Raw genomic sequence first — 18,314 nt, 5'->3', positions numbered from 1 at the left:
TGCCCCGTCAGGCACCCATGACGGCCTGTTCATCGAAACCCCTTGCACTCGCGATCGAACCGCATGCCACTCCAGGCAATTCACAACCATGGACCACCCGAGCGGCGCAGAGCGAATAATAGCCGGGATCGCTCACCGGCGACGACCACCGAATCAGCGTTACCGATCATCGAATTATCGACGTCGCGCCCGCACCCGCCGCGAGGTCGCCAAATATCTTGGAAACACCCACATCTCACTCGACGTCGAAATATGGCCGGTCACGAATCGGCGTGGACGTTTCTCGCCAGCGTCTGCAACGGGTCGGTCAATACCGCGGCGAAGGCCAGTTCCGCCGCGCCGATCAAGGTCGAATCGCCACCCAGCGCACTGGTGCGCAGCCGCACGCGCTCGCGGACCGCGCGCAATCCGTCGAGGGCCACCCTGCTGCGCACCTGCGCCGCCGAGGCGAGATAGATCTCGCGCAGCACGCCGCCGAAAACCACCATCGAGGGGTTGAAGATATTCACCAGGTTCGCCACTCCACTACCGAGCTGATCGCCCACGTGATGCAGGGCGTCCCGCGCGGTGACATCGCCGCGTGCCGCCGCGTCCACGATCGCCTCCACCGCGGCACGCCCCGGCGGGTCCGTGCGCTCGGCGGCCTCGATCAACGCCAGCTCCCCCGCCTCGGCCTCCAAGCAGCCGCGCGAACCGCAGGCGCAGGCCCGACCCCCTGGGCTCACCACCATGTGCCCGACCTCGCCGCCGTAACCGCCCTCGCCGCCGATCAGTTCACCGCCCATGATGATGCCGCCACCGATGCCGACGTCGCCGTGCAGATAGATCAGATCAGCCAGCCCGGCGCCGACACCGCGCTCGCGCTCGGCGAGCGCACCGAGATTGGCGTTGTTACCCACCAGCACCGGCACCCCGAGATCGAGTTCGCGCGTCATATCGGCACCGAAAGGCACCTCGGCCCAGCCGATATTCGGCCCGTAGCGCACCACACCGTCCTCTTGCCTGACCATGCCGCAGAAGGCGACGCCGGCACCGACACACACCGAACCGGGTGCGGCGCGGGCGATCAGCGCGCGAGTCATCGCGGCGAGCGTCGCCCGCACCTCGTCCGGATCGAAAGCACCTGTCGTCCTGGCCTTCTCGGTGCGCGCGAGGATGGCGCCGCCGAGCCCGACCGTGGCCGCGGCCAATCGGTCGGCGCCGACATCGAGTGCGATGACGTACACCCGGTCGGATTCCGGGCGTACCACCAGCGAAGGGCGCCCGGCCTTCCCGGTCTGGCCTGGCAGTTCCTCACTGACCAGGCCCGCCGCGGCGAGATCGGCGGTCAGCGCCAGGATCGTGCTCCGGTTGACCCCCATTCGCTCGGCGAGCACGGTGCGCGAGACCGGACCGTCTCGGTGCACATGGCGCAGCAGCACCGCGAGGTTGCGTCGTCGAATCTCCTCGGGCGATGGCGCTGCTCGCATGCTCGACCCGCCCGTCTCTCCAGTTCACCGATCCCCGCCGAATACGCACCGCGACGCTAACCACGCCGTTGGGTGCGTTTGCGCGAGAGCGCGTCCACGCCGGCGGCCAGAAGCAGCACGAATCCTGTCACAACGAATTTCGTGCCCGCGCTGTAGCCCATCAGACCCATCCCGTTGTTGATCACCGCGACCACCGCCGCACCGAGTATCGCGTCCAGCATCCGGCCACGGCCACCGAACAGGCTGGTGCCACCGATCACCGCGGCACCGACCGCGGTAAGCAACACATCGCTGCCACCGGTGTTCGGGTCCACCGAATTGGCGCGCGAGGCCGCGATCAGACCACCGACCGCCGCCATCGTCGAACACAGCACGAACGCGGTGATCTTCACGCGGTCCACCGCGATCCCCGCCCTGCGCGCGGCCTCCTGGTTCCCACCGACGGCGTAGATGTGGCGACCGAACGAGGTCCGGTCCAGCAGGAATGTCCACAGCAGCAACAACACCACGATCAGCACCACCACGATCGGCATGCCGCGCAACGAGTTCAGTTCCGGGTTGCGGCTGCGCTCACCGTTGAGCACGAGCACGGCGAGGCCGAGCACCACCGCGACGGAAACCACCCGTACCGCGATGACCGGCGCACGATCACCCGTGAGCCCGAGTGCGGTGCGCGCACGCAACTTTCGGTACTGCATGAGCGCGTATCCGGCGACGAGCACCCCGTACAGCACCCAACCCACCGCGGGCGGCACGTTCTTGTTCGCGATCGCGAGCACGGTGTCGTCGTGGATGGAGATGTTGCGCCCGTTGTCCATGATCTTCAGCGCGACACCTTGCAAAGCGAGGAACGCCGCCAGGGTGACCACGAACGAGGGGACGCCGACCTTCACCACGATGGTGCCGATCGCCAGCCCGATGACGACACCGGTGAGCAGCGAGGCCAAGACCGCCGTGTACCAGGGCCAGCCACGATCGGTGAGCAGTACCGCGAGCACCGCGGCGCACACACCGCTGGTGAACCCCGCCGAGAGGTCGATCTCGCCGAGCAAGAGAACGAAGATCAGCCCCATCGCGATCACCGCGATCGCCGCGCCCTGGGTGAACAGGTTCGCGAAATTGGCTTCGGAGATGAACACCGGGCGGGCGATCCAGAAGACCACCGACAACAGGATCAGCGCCAGCACCGAGGGCAGCGCGCCCATGTTTCCGGAACGCAACCGCCCGACGTAGGTTCCCACCAGCTCCGAGACCGGTGCCGCCGTGGGTTTTTCGATCAGTACCGCGCTCACTTGACTGCTCCGTCCACACCGGGCCCACCGCTACGACCCGCGGTGATCAGTTCGACCACCTGGGCGTGGGTCACCTCGCAGGTGCGCACCTGCGCCGCCATCCTGCCGAGATACAACGCGGCGATCCGGTCGGACACCGCGAATACGTCGTTCATGTTGTGCGAGATCAGCACCACCGCAAGGCCCTTGTCGGCCAGGCGGCGCACCAGCTCGAGCACCTGCTGGGTCTGCGCGACCCCGAGTGCCGCGGTCGGCTCGTCGAGAATCACGACTTTGCTGTTCCACAGCACGGCCTTGGCGATGGCGACGGTTTGGCGTTGCCCACCGGAGAGGCTCGACACCTGTTGGCGCACCGATTCGAGCGTGCGCACCGAAAGCCCGGCCAGCGTCTTGCCCGCCAACTCCTCCATCGCGTACTCGTCGAGGACGAGGCCGCTGTGCTTCTCGCGTCCGAGGAACATGTTCTGCACGACGTCGAGGTTGTCGCAGAGCGCGAGGTCCTGGTAGACGATCTCGATGCCGAGGGCGGCGGCGTCACGCGGACTGTGCACCTGGACCGGTTGCCCGTCGAACAGGAATTCCCCCGCGTCGATCGGGTGTGTTCCGCCGATGCACTTCACCAACGTCGATTTGCCGGCGCCGTTGTCACCGACCAATGCGGTCACCTCGCCCGCGTACGCGCTGAACGCGACGTCGTGCAATACCTGCACCGCGCCGAAACTCTTTTCCAGCCCGCGTAATTCGATAACCGGGGTATCCGGCATGGGTGCGTCTCCTCAGAAAGGGTTGTACCCCTTCCTCCGTTCCCTCATCGAACGGAGGAAGGGGCCGGTGCGTCAAATCCCGTTTTCGGCGCACAGCCGCACGAATTCACCCGTGCACAGTTCGTCCTTGCTGACATATCCGTCGGCGACCACGTCTTTGACGTCGGCGACATAGATGGGCTTGGGCTCCAACAGCACCGAGGGCACGTCGGTACCGGACTCCGGGTCGTGCACGGAACCGTTCGCCTCGCCCTGTTCCCCCTTGGCGAGCCCGACCGCGAGCTGCGCCGCGGCGGCGGCTTCCTTCTCGATCGCCTTGTACACGGTCATGCACTGGTCGCCGCTGAGCACGTTCTGGAGGCCCTGCACGGTCGCGTCCTGGCCGCTCACCGGCACCTGGCCGTTGAGTTTCTGCTTCTTCAGCACGGCGATGGCGGCGTTGGCGAGGCCGTCGTTGGCGGCGACGACACCACCGATGTTCGGTGTGCCGGTCAGCATCTGCTCGAAGATGGTGCCCGCCACGGTGTTGTCCCACTCCGGGACCGCCTGTTCGGGACCCTTGTGGAATCGGCCCGCATCGAATTTCGGCTTCAGCGCGGCGTCGTAGCCGCTGTGCAGCAGGGTCGCGTTGTTGTCGGTGGGCCCGCCGTTGAGATAGGCGACGACAGGATCGACCGCGTTGTTGGCGGTGAGGCAGGTGGCCACACCCTCGCCGAGCAGGGTGCCGACCTTCACATTGTCGAAGGAGACGTAGTACTGCGCGCCGCCGCCGAGGGTGAGTCTGTCGTAGTCGATCACGGTGACGCCCTGGGATTTCGCCTTCTGGATCACCGCTTTGCCGGTGCCGCTGTCGAGGTTGGTCATGAGCAACACGGAGACGCCGTTGGTCATCATCTGGTCGGCGATGGTTTGGAAGGCGTTCTTGTCGCCCTGGGCGTTCTGGATGTCGGCGCGCACTCCCGCCGCGTCGAAGGCTTGCTGGAGGTACTTGCGGTCCGCGGTTTCCCACCGTGCCGAGGTCTTGCTGTCGGGCAGGATGACGCCGACCTGGGCTGCCCCGCTTCCGGATTCGGTGGTGTCGTCCCCGCAGGCGGTGAGCGAGGCGAGGAGTGCGACAGCGACCGTCGCGATGCTGAGCATGCCCTTGCGCATGATGGGCCTTTCGTGAAACCGCCGGCGCGAGCTGCGTCGTCCGGCCTGGTCTATCGAATGTTGTTCGCTGCAACATATGCGCGGTGTGACCTGTCGCACAATAGATTCCAGGAACGGATTTGTTGCCGCACATAACAATCCAGCTACGTGAGCATCTGCTCACGACACGGGGGGAAACGCCAACACCCCGCGACGACACTCCGATGGTGGAAAAAGTTGAAAAAACGACCGCTCCATCGCGCGCGTGTCGCCGGTCGCGCACAGTAGTCTTGGACGTGAATCATGCCGGGATGGCTCAAGACTGGGACGCGGGAGGGGCAACGTGGACACGCTCGAACTCGATCCGGCGGCAATGGCCGCATACACCGCGATAGCCGAGGCGGTATCGCAACAACTGGCATCGGCCTCGGCGGTCGCCTCACGCGCGATCGACCCTGGGCAACTGACGACCGATCTCGGCATACTCGGCGCCGAATTCACCGCGCGGTTCTCCACCGCGGTGAACGAACACGCGCAGGCACTGTCGACCGCGGGCCAACTGGTCGGCGCCTACGGCCAGGTGTTGCAGGGCTACACCACCGCGGCGCAGGATGACGATGCCACCACCGCGCAGGCGATCACCCGCACGCAGGAAGGTCTCACATGAGGCGACTTGCCGGGCTGCGGCGACGCCCGCAACAGCAAACCCCCGCACCGACGAACACCGCGGGCCCCGCCTCGGTCAGCGATCCGAGCGTGGACCCACCCATCGTCGCCGCGCTCGTGCGGCCGCTGCTCGAACTTCGCGCGGCACTCGGCAGCGGGGTCGGCGTGCCGAATCAGGCCGCGACCACCGCATTGTCGTCGGCGACCGCGCAAACCGCCGATACCGAGGCGCCGCACCGCGACGGCCTGCACGCGCTGGAATCCACCTGGACCTCGCGGGGCGCCGGTGCCGCGGTCCCCGCGCTGCGCAACACGCACACCGAGATCGGCGAGATCTCCGACCGAGGACCGCAATACCTCGCCGTGCTCGGCGACGCACACGCCACCAGTGCGCGCGCCGCACGCAATGTCGACAAGATCATCGCCGACTTCCGCAGCGACGCACGCGAGATCATCGGCAACGCCTCCTCCGCACCCGACACCGACGCGGTGATCGAGCGCGGCGCCCAGGCCCTACGCGACGCGCTCACCGCCGTGAACTCCGCGCGCACCGAGATGAGCGACCACACGCGACGGCTCGACGAGATGGGCCCGCTCACCGTCACCAAGCCCGTCGCGCTCTCCGACGACTCGGACACCTTCGACTTCGGCGACTCCGACAGCTCCGGCGACTCGTCCAGTTTCGGCGGTTCCGACACCACCACCAGCTCCTTCGGCGCGCCCCGCACCTTCGCCCAGCCCGGTGCGCCAACCCAATTCGCGCCGGGCGGCCTGCCCGCGGGTACCGGGCAGCCGATGGACCCCGCCCTGATGGCCCAGATGCAGCTGCAACAACAAATGGTCGCGGCAGGAGTCAAGCTCGGCTCGACCGCCATCAGCGCGGGTGTCGACATCGGCACGCACATCATCGACAAGATCGCCGAAGTCGGTACGCACACCATCGACAAGGTCGCCGCCGCCGCGGACAAGGCCATCCCCGAGTTGATCAACCCCGGCAGCACCAAAAACGGTGAGAACGGCAAAGACCCGAAGAGCGAGAACGCGCTGTTCGACTTCGGCGGTGACGCGGGTGGTTCGACCAACTCGGACAAGCCCGCGCCCGGCACCGACTCCGGCGACTCGAACAGCACGCAGGACAGGGAACCCGCGTTGGTTCCGCCGAAGCCGCAGTTCCGCCCCGCACCGGCCCCCTCGCTACCCTTCCACGCCGAGGAACCCGCGACGCCGCCCGCACCGAAGCCGCAGGAGCCCGCCGCGCCCGCACCGCACGGCGGCATGGTCGTGCCGCCGACGCCGCCTTCGGGTGGCGATCAGGAACACAAACCCCGCGAGGGCCAGCTAGGCGTCACCGTGCCGAGCGCAGCCACCTCGGTGGCACCCGTTGTGGGCGAATTCGACCTCGACGATGACGAACTCTGATCGCGACAAGCCGAATCAGGAACCAGCACAGGACAATCCGTTCGACACCGGGCTGCCCATGCTGCGCACCCCGTCGGGTAAGACGTCGAAGCGACGGCGACGGCCGGGGGGCCGCCGCAAACCCGTGCGGCGCGAGCCCGAGGTTCGGCAACCCGAGAACGAACCGGTGGCCTATCACGCGGAGCCGACCGGACCGACACCACCGCAGGACGGGTTGACGGACAAGGCTTTCGACGTCGATGAACAACGGTCGGGCAGCTGGGAACAATGGCTCGACCAGGAACAGTCCGCGGCAACCAGCGATACGACGGACTACCTGACCGATGAAACCGGTTATGCCGCAGGGCTTTCCGATCGCCCGGCACACGAGGAAGCGCAAGGGTACGAGGATTACCAGGAGCATGCCCCCACGATCGTCAATCGTTCCGGGCTACAGCCGGGAACCCCGCTGCGCCATCCGCGTCGCAACACCGATCAACGGCGCAGCAATCGGCCGCTCGGCATCCTCATCGGCGTCGGCATCGTGGTCGCCGCCGCCGCGATCACCCTGGCACTGGCCAATGTGATCAACGGCGACACCGGCACCGCCGCAACGCCGGCGCCCACCAACGCGCGCCTGCCCGACACCGCGGGCCTCGCCTCGCCCAGCGGCAAGCCCGCCCCACAGGCGACGAACATCGCGACGGCGGACTGCCGACAGCAGCGCACCGCACAGGTGGTCTCCGGCACCGACCCCGGCGGCACCGCCAACGGCGCCGACGCCATCCTCGCCTTCGAATACGCCTACTACGTGCAGCGATCCGGCTACCGAGCACGTGATGTCGTCGCCGAGGACGCCTCGGTCTCCCCCGCCGAACAGATCCAACGTGGCATCAACCAACTCCCGATCGACACCAGGTATTGCGTCCGCATCACCCGCGCGGGGGTAAGCCAAGACGACTGGGAAGTACAACTCACCCAGCAGCTGCCCGGCGATGAACCGGAAACCTTCACCCAGATCGTCACCACCCGCACCACCGCCGACCGCACACTGATCACGGCGATTACCGGCGCATGAGCCAGGTGCGCCGCATCTCGGCTCAGGCCGGGGTGAGGCGCACCGCGGGAATCACCCGATCGGTCTTCTTCTCGTAGTCGGCGAAGCCTGGCATCTCCTCGACCATGGCGGCGTAGAGGCGATCGCGCTCGGGGCCTTCGGTGACCGGGGTCGCGGTCGCGTGCAGCGTCTCGGTGCCCACCTCGAGGGTGACATCCGGGTTCACGCGCAAATTCGTGTACCAGGCGGGATTGCTGTCGGCGCCCGCTTTCGACGCGATGACCACCAGGTCGCCGCTGTCGCGGACGAACGCGACGGGACTGGTACGCGGTTGCCCGCTCTTCGCACCGACCGTGGTCAGCAGGAGCAACTCGTGGCCGTCGAACGGGCCGCCGACCTTGCCCGCGTTGGCTCGGAATTCCTCGATGATCTGGGTATTGAAATCAGCCATGTCTTCCACCCTTCGGGGTATCGCGGTCACGCCGGATGTGGCCAATTGCACAGACAGCCGCGTGCGAGCTTACCGCCGGACGCGGCTGTACCGCCGTCACCTGGAAAAACGGGTGCGCACCGGCGCTGCATCACGGGGTGCGCACCGGAAAATTCCTTGCCCACGATGGAGTCCGCTCGTAGCGTCGGAAAGGTTTTGTCCACGCGTTATTCGGAAGGAATCTCATGGATCCCCTCACCGAACGCGACATCAGGTCGTCGTTCGTCAACTGTTCCAAAGGCGATGCCAAGCGCCTGCCCGTCCCCCGCGATCTCGACAATCGGCCATGGGAGGACCTGGACTTCCTGGGGTGGAGCGCACCGACCCTGCCTGGCCGGTGTTATCTCGTCGCGCCACAGGAAGATGGCCTCGTCGGGGTCGCGCTGCGCTATGAAACCGGAGGTACCGGCAACGCGCAGATGTGCGCGATCTGCAAGACCACCCATACCGGCAGCGGAGTCTCCCTGATGACCGCGAACAAGGCGGGCGAATCCGGACGCAAAGGCAACACGATCGGCACCTACATGTGCACCGATCTGGCCTGCTCGCTGTACGCGCGCAACAAGCGCCGACCGGCCGCGGGCAGCAGGTACCGCGAAGACCTTTCCGATGAGCAGAAAGCCGAACGGGTCCGCGAGAACCTGAACGCGTTCCTGGCCAAGCTGTACCGCTGATCCGAGACAACTGATCCCGCGCCGCGATCGCCGCGGCGAAGAACGGAGGTAGATGCCATGCGCCGACACTCAGCCCCGCACCACCACGTGCACCCCGAGTTCCCGTGCACTACAAGAGAGTTCGGGGTGCGCACGCCCCTCGCCGGTTGAGTCGGCCAGGATTTCCTGGCCGTCCCATCGGGCGAGGGTCGAGTCGAACGGTGCCGATCAGGGCCACAGCCGCGCCGCACCGCGCGCGCCGTTCGCCGAATTGAGGTCGATGTCAATGCTTTCCGCGGTGACCGAGTACGGCACGAGCACGTCCAGCGCGACACCGTCGCGATGTTCCAGCACCACCTTGATCGCGTCGCCACCGACCGGCGCCGCGGCCGTGACATCGAACACCGACACCCGAGCACGCAGCAGCGCGCTGTCGTCGGCCGCGGCCAGCGCGGCGATGATCGACTCCTGACCACCACCGAAACCGTTGGGCGCCAAGCGCATCGACTTCCCGCCGGAATTCTCGATCACCAACATGAACGGGTTGAAGGAGTTCGCGGTGCCGAGCATCCTGGCCACGGCGTTCACACTGTCGCGCAGCAGCCCGTCGAGGTCGTCCTGCACCTGCTGGGAGGCGGTAGCTCGCCAATCCATCGAATATCGAACCTTGATCTGTGCGGCGTCGGGTCGTTATCGTTTCAGATAGGCAGGGGGATGCGGCGATGACCGCACGAGTCTACAAGTAGACACCCCCCGCCGAACACGCCGACCCGACGCAGTCCCGGACCGGCTCGCCCGCCGACCATCTCGGCGCGACACAGGACGAGATACGCCCCCGGATCGAGAGACTCGGCGAGTACCCCATCGCGCTGGCCGCATCGGCGAATGCCTATGTCCCCCAGGATGATCAGCACCCGTTCGCCACCACGATCACTCCTGGCCTCGATGTCCCTGATCCGCACCGCGCTACGACCGCGACGGCGGAAATATTGCGTAGTGAGTATTCACTACGTACAGTCGGTGGCATGCCTGACCAACAACAGCAGCGGCAACGCGCACCGAGGAAAAGCATCGACGAACGCAGGGCCATGGTGGTCGCGGCGGCCATCCCCCTCTTGGTCGAACTCGGCCCTTCCGTGACGACCGCGCAGATCGCCCGAGCGGCGGGGATCAGCGAGCCCACCATCTTTCGCGCGTTCACCGACAAGAACGAAGTACTGGCCGCGTGCATGGCGGAGGTCACCGATGGGCGCCACGTGGCCGATGAGTTGGCGGCGATCGAGCGCGACGTCTCCCTACATGATCGCCTCACCGCCGTCATCGAGGTGATCCGCGCGCAGAGTCAACGCACCGCGGCGGTGATCAATGCGGTGAGTCTGGCGGGACAGGCCCGTCTCCGGCAGCGCGAGTCGATGTCCGACGAGGAGCGAAACCGGCTGCCCGAGAGTCGTACCGAGTCCTACACTCGCCTTCGCGACACGGTGGTCGGCATTCTCGAGTCCGACGACACCGCCCTGCGCACCTCCGCGGAGGAAGCGGCGACCCTGATCCTCGCGATCGTGTTGTCACTCGGCCGAGGCGGCGGTTGGGACACCGGCGCCGCCAGCGTCACCACGGCGGGCTTGGTCGAGATGATCCTGCACGGAATAACAGCCTGAACCGCACATCCACGCCGAGTCTCAGCGGGCCGAGGACAACTCCGGTTCAGTCCGCGCCTTGCGCACCGGCGCGAGCGTCTTGTTCAAGTCGGTGCGCAGGGTGGTAGCGGAGTCGAGCAGGTAGTTCTGGCGGACCTTCCACGGGTGACGATCGCCCTGGCGGGGGAAATCGCCGATCGAGCGTTGGATGTAGCCGGAGGCCAGGTCGAGCAGGGGGCGCTCGTCGAGGGTGCCCTTGGGCTCGGGTACCACGGCGGGGTAACCCTTGCGGTCGAGGTGGTTGATGACCTTGCAGACCAGTCGGGAGGTGAGGTCGGCGCGCAGGGTCCACGAAGCGTTGGTGTATCCGATGCAGACCGCGAAATTGGGCAGGCCGGTGAGCATCGCACCCTGCCAGACGAATTGTTCGGCCAGATCCACCGGCTGCCCGTCGACGTACGGGGTGATGCCGCCGAACGCGAGCAGTTGCAGTCCGGTGGCCGAGACCACCACGTCGGCCTCGAGCACCTTGCCCGACTTCAGCCGAATGCCCTCCGGCACAAAAGTTTCGATGTGGTCGGTAACTACCTCGGCCTTACCCTTCTTCATCGCCTTGAAGAAGTCGGCGTCGGGCACCGCGCACAACCGCTGATCCCAGGGGTTATAGCTGGGGGTGAAGTGTTCGGCGACCACCTTCTCGTCTTTGAGGATGCGAGTGGCGAAACCGGTGAGCAGGTTGCGCGCCGACTCGGGACGGCGCCGGCAGTACTGATAGAAACCGATGCTGAACAGGATGTTCTTGGTGCGGATCACCCGGTGCGCCAGGTTCGGCGGGAGCAGTTCGCGAATCTTGTCGGCGTGCTTGTCGCGGCCGGGCACGGCACTGATCCAGGTCGGCGAGCGCTGCAACATGGTGACGTGCTCGGCCTGCTCGGCCATGGCGGGAACCAGCGTCACCGCCGTGGCACCACTGCCGATGACCACGACCCGCTTACCCGTGTAGTCGATGTCTTTGGGCCAGAACTGCGGATACACCATCTGGCCGGAAAATTCGGCGGCACCGGGGAATTCGGGTGCGTGGCCGTGGTCGTAGTTGTAGTAACCGGCGCAGGCGTAGAGGAACCCGCAGGTGAGTTCACGATGCTCGGTGTTGCCCTCGGCGTCGCGGTGCTCGAGGGTCAGCCGCCAGTGCGCGTCCGCGCTCGACCAGTCGGCGGAGACCACCTTGGTGCCGTAGCGAATTCGGCGGTCGATTCCGAACTCACGCGCGGTCTCCTCGATGTAACGCAGGATCGAGGGCCCGTCGGCGATAGATTTGGCGTCGCGCCACGGCTTGAAGGGGTAGCCGAGGGTGAACATGTCGGAGTCCGAACGGATTCCGGGATAGCGGAACAGATCCCAGGTGCCGCCCATCGCCGCACGGGATTCGAGGATCGCGTAGCTCTTGCCCGCGCACTCGGTTTGCAGTCGATAGGCGGCGCCGACGCCGGATAACCCCGCGCCGACGATCACCACGTCGAGATGTTCGGTTGCGGTCGCTGCGGGTTTCGCGTCGGTCATGCCTCCAGTGTGCGACAGGATCGATCCTCGGTGTTGACTTTGTACGACAAGTATTTGATTCTGAGCGACATGTCGGTGATTCGTTCCGCCGGGCTGCGTGGCTTTCGCGCCACCGTGGCCGAACTGGGCGGCGATGCCGAACAGCTCGCCGTCGCCTGTGGCCTGCCGCCCGCGGCGCTGGACACCGACGACCTGCTCATTCCCGACAGCGCCGTTGCGGCCGTGCTCGAGCTGGCCTCCCATCAGCTCGACTGCCCCGACCTCGGCCTGCGCGTCTCGCGACGACAGGACCTGGACATGCTCGGCCCGCTCGCGCTCGCCATCCGCAATTCACCGTCGTTGGCCCATGTGCTGGAGTGCCTGTCGCGCTACCTGTTCCTGCATGCCCGCGCGCTGAGCGTCACCATGGAGCCCGACCCGTACGGTGACCGGCGGGTGATCGCGTTGCGCTACGGCGTAGCGCCGGGGCTACCCACGCCCATCCAAGGCACCGACCTCGGACTGGCCTTCGTGCACCGCGCGATCCAGCGCCTGGTGCTCGAGCGCTACGGACTGCGTTCGGTCGAGCTGCCCTACCACCCCGCCGCGCCGATCGAGACCTACGAGACGATGTTCGGCGCCCCGGTCCGCGTCGGGCGCCCTTCGGCGGCTTTACGGGTGCCGCGCAGCCTTGCCACCCGCCCACTCAGCGGCGCGGACGAGAACCTGCACCGCCTGGCGATGGCGTTTCTCGCCGAGCAGTCCGGTGGTGCGGACGCGGCGATCGCGCCGAAGGTACGCGCGGCGGTGGGACAGCTACTCGGCACCACTCCCCCGGAAATCGGCGCCGTCGCAAGGCTTTTGACCGTACACCCGCGCACGCTGCAACGTCGGCTCGCCGCCGAGGACACCAGCTTCGCGACCATTCTCGAGCAGGTACGTCGCGACGCCGCCCGCCGCTACCTGACCACCACCGAGATGCCGATGAACCAGATCGCCTCGCTGATCGGACTCGGCGATCAGGCCACCTTCACTCGCAGCGCCCGAAGGTGGTGGGGCACAACACCGACCGCGCTGCGCCGAGACAGCATCCACCGACACGGATAGGCAAGGGGCGCGCCCCGCCCGTGCGATTCAGCTGCGGTCTCCGCCGCGAGGCACCCACCGTTCGACCCATCCGGCGACTACGCCGCGCGCCGTGCCCACGGTCGGCCCCACGCACCGGCGCATCGTTGCCGGATCGAGTCCACACCGTGTCCGGATCATGGGGCTGACCGTGGCCTTCGCATCGGTTCCAGCATCGGCTGTGCACCGGAGAGTCCTGCGCATAGACTCCTCTGCGGTATCGACTCGGAAGGCGGTCGCATGGACGCGGTCATCAAGGAAGTCGCCGAGGAGGGCAAACGCCTGATCGATCGGGCGTGGCTCGGCGAATTGAGCCACGACCAGGCGGTACACCTCTTCGTTCAGTTCGGCGACGGGTTGGTCCACCAAGAAATCGCGCACGACATCATCGATGACGGCGTGCGACGCCTCAGCGACGACGCCAAACGACTACGCCTCCTGCGCTGGTGCGCGGTGATCCAGCTGCCCGTCTTCGGCGGGTTCGCGATCCTCGCCCTACTACTCGGCGAATACGCCACAGCCGCGCTCTCTCTGACCTTTCTGGCGATCCTCCAGATCATGCATTACCGCTTACTCACCCGCCCCGCGCCACGGGACCCACCGCAGTAGAGCTCCGCTCCTCGGTACGCGCCAAGACCCCGCTCCCGCACAACCTCTGGACCTGCCGGTTCGCTACCGAGCCACTCGGTGCGAGGATCGGGTTTCGTCCATGAGGGGGATTCCTGTCCGCCCGCATCGCGCCATAGGCGAGAATCTGACTAGTGCGAACCCAGTTCACGCGCGAACTCAATGCGCTGACCGATGATTTGACGCTGATGTGCCGACATGTGCACGATGCGACCGCTCGCCTCACCGATGCCCTCGTCGACGCCGATCTCACCGCGACCTACGAGGTGTTCGCCCTCGATGAGCAACTCCAGAAAATGTACGGCGCGTGCGAGGCGCGCACCGTACTCCTGCTGGCCTTACAAGCGCCGGTCGCCCGCGACCTGCGACACGTGGTGACAGCTATCCAGATCGCCACCGAACTCTCCGACATCGGCACGCTCACCAACCGCGTCGCCAACCATGTCTACCGCGCCCATCCCGGACACATTGCGCCCGAGCCGATCCTGAACATTCTCGCGGAACTCGGCGCACTGGCGGTGGCGCGGGCGGCAGACGTCGGCGACGCCGTCGCCACCGGTCATCTGCCGCCGGTCACCGAATTGGACACGGGCGCACAGGAAATAGCGGCACTGCGGCTGCGGCTGCGCGCGGCCCTCACCGACCCCGCCGCGACACAGCCCACCGAGTCCGCGATCGACGTGGTGCTCGTCGGCGATCACCTGGAACGCTGCGTTCAGCACACCGCGCGCATCGACCGACTGATTCGCTTCCTGGACACCGGCGTTCCCCCGACCGCCCAACCCGCCGACAGCGAGTGACACGCCGAAACATTCATAGCGAAACGGCATCATAGGTGTTCACATGCTGCCCCACGGGCTGTGCCGAATTTCATACGCGACAATCGGTTCCGCCGGACGCCCCGCCGGATAGGTTGTCGCCGAATATAGTTCAGCAGAGATCTATGCAGGTCTGCGTCACGCGCCCGCCGATCTGTTCTTCCGCGAGGCACACGCTTCGCCCGACTCGGCGCGCGTGGTTGAGGTGTTTGCCGTGAGGTCGTTGTTGTCCAACACATCTCGCCTTGTGCGTCGCGCACTGGCGGTAGGTGGAGCCGTACTCGTCGCCGTGATCGTTGCGGTCGCCTTCCTCGTCGTCGACGAACTGGCCAAGGACAAGGGACCCGATTCGGTCGCCGCGTCAACGGTTTCCGGCGACATCAACGAGCTGTTCGGACAGCTGAAGGTCGGCAAGGAAAGCCCGATGACGGGCTACGACCGGGACAAGTTCCCGCACTGGGACACCAACAAGCCGGGGCACGGCTTCGGCGACAAGTTCGCGCAGTACAGCAAGTGCACCACCCGCGAAGTGGTGCTGCTTCGCGACGCCACCGGCCCGGTGACCCTCGACCCCAAGTCGTGCAAGTTCACCCTCGGCACCGACGGCGGCTGGCGCGACCAGTACGGCGTGCTCGACCGCAAGTCCGGCGAGCTGAAGCCCTACAAGTGGGTCACCAATCCCACCTCGCTGGATATCGATCACATCGTGCCGCTGGCCGAGGTGTGGCGTTCGGGCGCCGCGAAACTGTCGCAGGACACCCGCCGCGATATCGCCAACGACGCGGTCAACCTGGTGGTCTCCGACCCGTCGGCGAACCGGTCCAAGGGTGATCAGGACCCGGCGGACTATCTTCCTCCCGGTGGATTCCGCTGCGCGTACATCGATCGGTACGTGCGGATCAAGGTAAAGTACAACCTGACTGTCGACCCCGACGAACAAGCCGCTCTGCGCACCGCCATCGATGGTTGTGCTCACGCATAACGTCCATCGATGACCGTGCCCGCCGGTGACAACCTGTCACCGGCGAACGCGTCCTTCGAGGAGAGTCCCATCAGCGACATCAGCGAGCTATCCGTGCAGGCCTCGATCATGACCGAGGAAGAGGGAACGATGTCCGGCGAACTCGACGTCACCGTCGACGATTCCGGCAAGGGCATGGTTCGCTACCGAGGCACCGAGTCATGGAACACCATAGGCAACATCGACGCCGAACCACCCCGCACCTGGGAAAAGTTGACCGACCTCGTCGCCGCCATCGAAGCGAATGTCGGCGAGCGCGACGCCGCGGGCAATACCCTGCCGTTCGAGGCGTGAGCGACTACCCGACCCTCGTGACTCGAACTGTTGGGCGGGGCAGGTACCGAGTCGCCGACCAGCGCGATCCGGCCGCGACGCCAAGGCAGAGTCAACGGTATGACCGGCAGTGTGCCGGAGCCTCCAGCCGGCACTCGGTGGTGCGGCGCGTGTTCGTCGCCGGGAGTATCCGCGCCGCAGATCTCGCGCGGGGTCTGCGAATACACGTCGACGAGGACAACGCCACAAGGTCAGGCGGGCACCAACTCCGGCTCGCGCGGTTCCTCTTCGAGCAGCTTGGCGGCGATGTTGCCGAGGGCGGCGTCCAGCAGCGCGCGGTCGACGGGGTCGTCGTTGTCCCAGTCGACCAATCGCTGATCCAGCCAGCGCCGCCACGCGGCCTTGACGCGCTCGACCTGCTCGGCGCCAGCGTCGGTCAGCCAGAGCACCGCCCCGTCGGCGCGCAGATACCCCTGACCGACCACCCGCTGATAGATCGGTTCCAACACCTCTTCGGGCAGCTTGTGTGCCCGCGCGATCGCCGCGAGCGTGGCCTCCCCCTTGACCCGCTCCCGCACATGCACCTGACCGATCGCCCACGCCTCACCCCGGCTGAGCGGGCTGCGCGCGTCGGCGAGGATCATCGGCCCGATCGGGCCTTCGGCCCGCGCCGTACGCATTGTTCCAATGATCGCCCGTTCCAACAGCACCACCCGATCCGAGGATTCGGGCATCGAGAACCCTTCGCCCACATCGCCCGCACCGGCACGCGCACTGTCACGCAGGGGGACCTCCTTCAGGAACCAGGCGATCAGGAACCCGACCAGGGCGATCGGCACCACCCACAGGAAGACCTGGTCGAGCGACTTCGCGTACGCGTCGATGATCGGAGTCGCCTGCTCGGTGGGCAACGCCCGTAGCGATTGCGGGTCCGCGGCCGCCGACGGGGGCACCCTCGCCTCGGTCAACGCACCGGCCAGGTTCGGGCCGAGTTGATTGTCGTAAATGGTTCCGAAAATGGCTGTGCCGAAAGCACTTCCGAGTGTGCGGAAAAACGTGACGCCGGAGGTGGCAGTACCCAGTTGGGCGTAAGGCACGGTGTTCTGCACAACGATCGTCAGCACCTGCATGGTGAGCCCGATGCCCAACCCCAGCAGCAACATGTACAACGATTCCAACCACGCGCTCGTCGTTCGCCCCATCGTCGACATCAGCGCGAGGCCCACCGCCATCACCAAGGTGCCGACGATCGGGAAATAGCGATAGTGGCCGGTTCGCGCGACGACCTGACCGGACAGGATCGAGGTGACGAACAGTCCCGCGACCAATGGCAGGGTGCGCAGACCCGAGGCCGTCGCCGAAACACCGTCCACGTATTGCAGATACGCGGGCAGGTAGGTCATCGAACCGAGCATGGCGAAGCCGACGATGAAGCTGAGGATCGAACACACCGTGAAGACGCGACTACTGAACAGGGCCATCGGCAGCATGGGTTCCTCGGCCCGCAGTTCGACCGCCACGAAGGCGACGAGCAGCACCGCGGCGGCGACGAACAGACCGATCACCGTCGGCGACCCCCACGGGTACTCCTGCCCGCCCCATTCCAGTCCGAGGATCAGCGCCGAGACACCGAGCGCGACCAGGCCGATGCCCGCGTAGTCGATGATCGGCTTGGCTGCCGCACGCACCCGAGGCAATGTGCGGGCCGCGAGCAAGACCATGATCACGGCGATGGGCACGTTGATGTAGAAACACCACCGCCAGGTCGCATGGTCGGTGAACAGACCACCGAGCGTGGGTCCGAGCACCGTAGTGACACCGAAGACCGCACCGAGCGCGCCCTGATACTTGCCGCGCTGACGCAGCGGAATGGTGTCGGCGATCAGCGCCATCGCGGTGACCATCAGTCCGCCCGCGCCGACGCCTTGCACGGCACGCGCCACGATCAGCAGCAACATCCCGTTGGCCAAACCGGCGAGCATCGAGCCGAGGATGAACACGACGCCGCTGATCTGGAACACCAGCTTGCGGCCGAACAGGTCGCCGAGCTTGCCGACCAGCGCGGTCGACACCGCCTCGGCGAGCAGATACGCCGTGACCACCCAGGCCATGTGACCGGCGCCGCCGAGATCGGCGACGATCGTCGGTAACGCGGTGGCGACGATGGTCTGGTCCAACGCCGCCATCAGCATGCCGAGCACGATGGTGGCGAAGACGATGTTGGTCTTGGCCCTGCTCATGGGCTCGGGCGCGATCTCGGTAACAGCTACTGCACCGGTCATCGGGTCAGTATGGCTGGATGCGGTGCGCGCTCCCGGCCAGCGACACGGCAGCGAACCCGGCCATACGCCGTC

At 66.5% G+C, this 18,314-nt stretch carries 18 protein-coding genes; 10 read left to right on the top strand and 8 right to left on the bottom strand.

Annotated elements, in window-relative coordinates:
* Window positions 1–260: 260 nt before the first annotated feature.
* The 4 genes from ABEA50_RS24690 to ABEA50_RS24675 form a co-directional block, all read right to left on the bottom strand.
* Window positions 261–1,469, bottom strand: coding sequence for an ROK family protein (locus ABEA50_RS24690; protein WP_345498304.1), 1,209 nt, complete (start codon window positions 1,467–1,469; stop codon window positions 261–263).
* Between the two features lie 56 nt (window positions 1,470–1,525).
* Complete coding sequence (locus tag ABEA50_RS24685) at window positions 1,526–2,761, bottom strand: sugar ABC transporter permease (RefSeq protein WP_345498303.1); 1,236 nt, start codon at window positions 2,759–2,761, stop codon at window positions 1,526–1,528.
* On the bottom strand, window positions 2,758–3,525 hold the full coding sequence (locus ABEA50_RS24680) for an ATP-binding cassette domain-containing protein (protein WP_345498302.1): 768 nt from the start codon (window positions 3,523–3,525) through the stop codon (window positions 2,758–2,760). Before ABEA50_RS24680 ends, ABEA50_RS24685 begins: the two co-directional genes overlap by 4 nt.
* A gap of 72 nt (window positions 3,526–3,597) precedes the next feature.
* The gene (locus tag ABEA50_RS24675; RefSeq protein WP_345498299.1) at window positions 3,598–4,677 is read right to left on the bottom strand and encodes a sugar ABC transporter substrate-binding protein; all 1,080 of its coding nucleotides are present in this window, start codon (window positions 4,675–4,677) and stop codon (window positions 3,598–3,600) included.
* 322 nt (window positions 4,678–4,999) lie between these two features.
* On the opposite strand from ABEA50_RS24675, the gene ABEA50_RS24670 reads away from it, so the two are divergent.
* Genes ABEA50_RS24670 through ABEA50_RS24660 form a run of 3 tightly spaced genes read left to right on the top strand, consistent with a single transcriptional unit; the run spans window position 5,000 to window position 7,798 of the window.
* Complete coding sequence (locus ABEA50_RS24670) at window positions 5,000–5,323, top strand: hypothetical protein (protein WP_345498297.1); 324 nt, start codon at window positions 5,000–5,002, stop codon at window positions 5,321–5,323.
* On the top strand, window positions 5,320–6,741 hold the full coding sequence (locus tag ABEA50_RS24665) for a hypothetical protein (RefSeq protein ID WP_345498296.1): 1,422 nt from the start codon (window positions 5,320–5,322) through the stop codon (window positions 6,739–6,741). Before ABEA50_RS24670 ends, ABEA50_RS24665 begins: the two co-directional genes overlap by 4 nt.
* On the top strand, window positions 6,728–7,798 hold the full coding sequence (locus ABEA50_RS24660; protein ID WP_345498295.1) for a hypothetical protein: 1,071 nt from the start codon (window positions 6,728–6,730) through the stop codon (window positions 7,796–7,798). The genes ABEA50_RS24665 and ABEA50_RS24660 overlap by 14 nt, the downstream gene beginning before the upstream one ends.
* Before the next feature lie 22 nt (window positions 7,799–7,820).
* On the opposite strand, the gene ABEA50_RS24655 is transcribed toward ABEA50_RS24660, so the two are convergent.
* Window positions 7,821–8,228: a nitroreductase family deazaflavin-dependent oxidoreductase gene (locus ABEA50_RS24655; protein WP_345498294.1), complete on the bottom strand. Its 408-nt coding sequence runs from the start codon at window positions 8,226–8,228 to the stop codon at window positions 7,821–7,823.
* Window positions 8,229–8,452: 224 nt separating this feature from the next.
* On the opposite strand from ABEA50_RS24655, the gene ABEA50_RS24650 reads away from it, so the two are divergent.
* On the top strand, window positions 8,453–8,941 hold the full coding sequence (locus ABEA50_RS24650; protein WP_345498293.1) for an FBP domain-containing protein: 489 nt from the start codon (window positions 8,453–8,455) through the stop codon (window positions 8,939–8,941).
* 207 nt (window positions 8,942–9,148) lie between these two features.
* Here the strand turns inward: ABEA50_RS24650 and ABEA50_RS24645 are convergent, their stop codons facing one another.
* On the bottom strand, window positions 9,149–9,574 hold the full coding sequence (locus tag ABEA50_RS24645; protein WP_345498291.1) for a hypothetical protein: 426 nt from the start codon (window positions 9,572–9,574) through the stop codon (window positions 9,149–9,151).
* Between the two features lie 371 nt (window positions 9,575–9,945).
* Between ABEA50_RS24645 and ABEA50_RS24640 the strand changes: the two genes are divergently transcribed.
* The gene (locus ABEA50_RS24640; protein ID WP_345498290.1) at window positions 9,946–10,578 is read left to right on the top strand and encodes a TetR/AcrR family transcriptional regulator; all 633 of its coding nucleotides are present in this window, start codon (window positions 9,946–9,948) and stop codon (window positions 10,576–10,578) included.
* A 21-nt stretch (window positions 10,579–10,599) separates the two neighbouring features.
* Here ABEA50_RS24640 and ABEA50_RS24635 read toward each other — a convergent pair whose 3' ends face one another.
* On the bottom strand, window positions 10,600–12,117 hold the full coding sequence (locus ABEA50_RS24635; protein WP_345498289.1) for a flavin-containing monooxygenase: 1,518 nt from the start codon (window positions 12,115–12,117) through the stop codon (window positions 10,600–10,602).
* Between the two features lie 30 nt (window positions 12,118–12,147).
* Between ABEA50_RS24635 and ABEA50_RS24630 the strand changes: the two genes are divergently transcribed.
* The 5 genes from ABEA50_RS24630 to ABEA50_RS24610 all read left to right on the top strand — a co-directional run bounded on the left by ABEA50_RS24630 (window position 12,148) and on the right by ABEA50_RS24610 (window position 15,981).
* The gene (locus ABEA50_RS24630) at window positions 12,148–13,203 is read left to right on the top strand and encodes an AraC family transcriptional regulator (RefSeq protein WP_345498288.1); all 1,056 of its coding nucleotides are present in this window, start codon (window positions 12,148–12,150) and stop codon (window positions 13,201–13,203) included.
* A 258-nt stretch (window positions 13,204–13,461) separates the two neighbouring features.
* Complete coding sequence (locus ABEA50_RS24625; RefSeq protein ID WP_345498286.1) at window positions 13,462–13,830, top strand: hypothetical protein; 369 nt, start codon at window positions 13,462–13,464, stop codon at window positions 13,828–13,830.
* A 152-nt stretch (window positions 13,831–13,982) separates the two neighbouring features.
* Window positions 13,983–14,648, top strand: coding sequence for a PhoU domain-containing protein (locus ABEA50_RS24620; RefSeq protein ID WP_345498284.1), 666 nt, complete (start codon window positions 13,983–13,985; stop codon window positions 14,646–14,648).
* A gap of 232 nt (window positions 14,649–14,880) precedes the next feature.
* Window positions 14,881–15,648 (top strand): HNH endonuclease family protein, encoded by a 768-nt coding sequence (locus ABEA50_RS24615; RefSeq protein ID WP_345498282.1) that lies wholly within the window; start codon window positions 14,881–14,883, stop codon window positions 15,646–15,648.
* 9 nt (window positions 15,649–15,657) lie between these two features.
* Complete coding sequence (locus ABEA50_RS24610; protein ID WP_345498281.1) at window positions 15,658–15,981, top strand: hypothetical protein; 324 nt, start codon at window positions 15,658–15,660, stop codon at window positions 15,979–15,981.
* A gap of 230 nt (window positions 15,982–16,211) precedes the next feature.
* Here the strand turns inward: ABEA50_RS24610 and ABEA50_RS24605 are convergent, their stop codons facing one another.
* Window positions 16,212–18,242, bottom strand: a complete 2,031-nt coding sequence (locus ABEA50_RS24605; protein WP_345498279.1) for an MDR family MFS transporter — start codon at window positions 18,240–18,242, stop codon at window positions 16,212–16,214.
* Between the last annotated feature and the right edge of the window lie 72 nt (window positions 18,243–18,314).

Origin of the sequence: Nocardia callitridis, from assembly GCF_039543305.1 — a bacterium.
GTDB lineage: Bacteria > Actinomycetota > Actinomycetes > Mycobacteriales > Mycobacteriaceae > Nocardia > Nocardia callitridis.
Note: the sequence above shows the minus strand (reverse complement) of the source record. Positions and strands in the feature narration are given on the sequence as shown.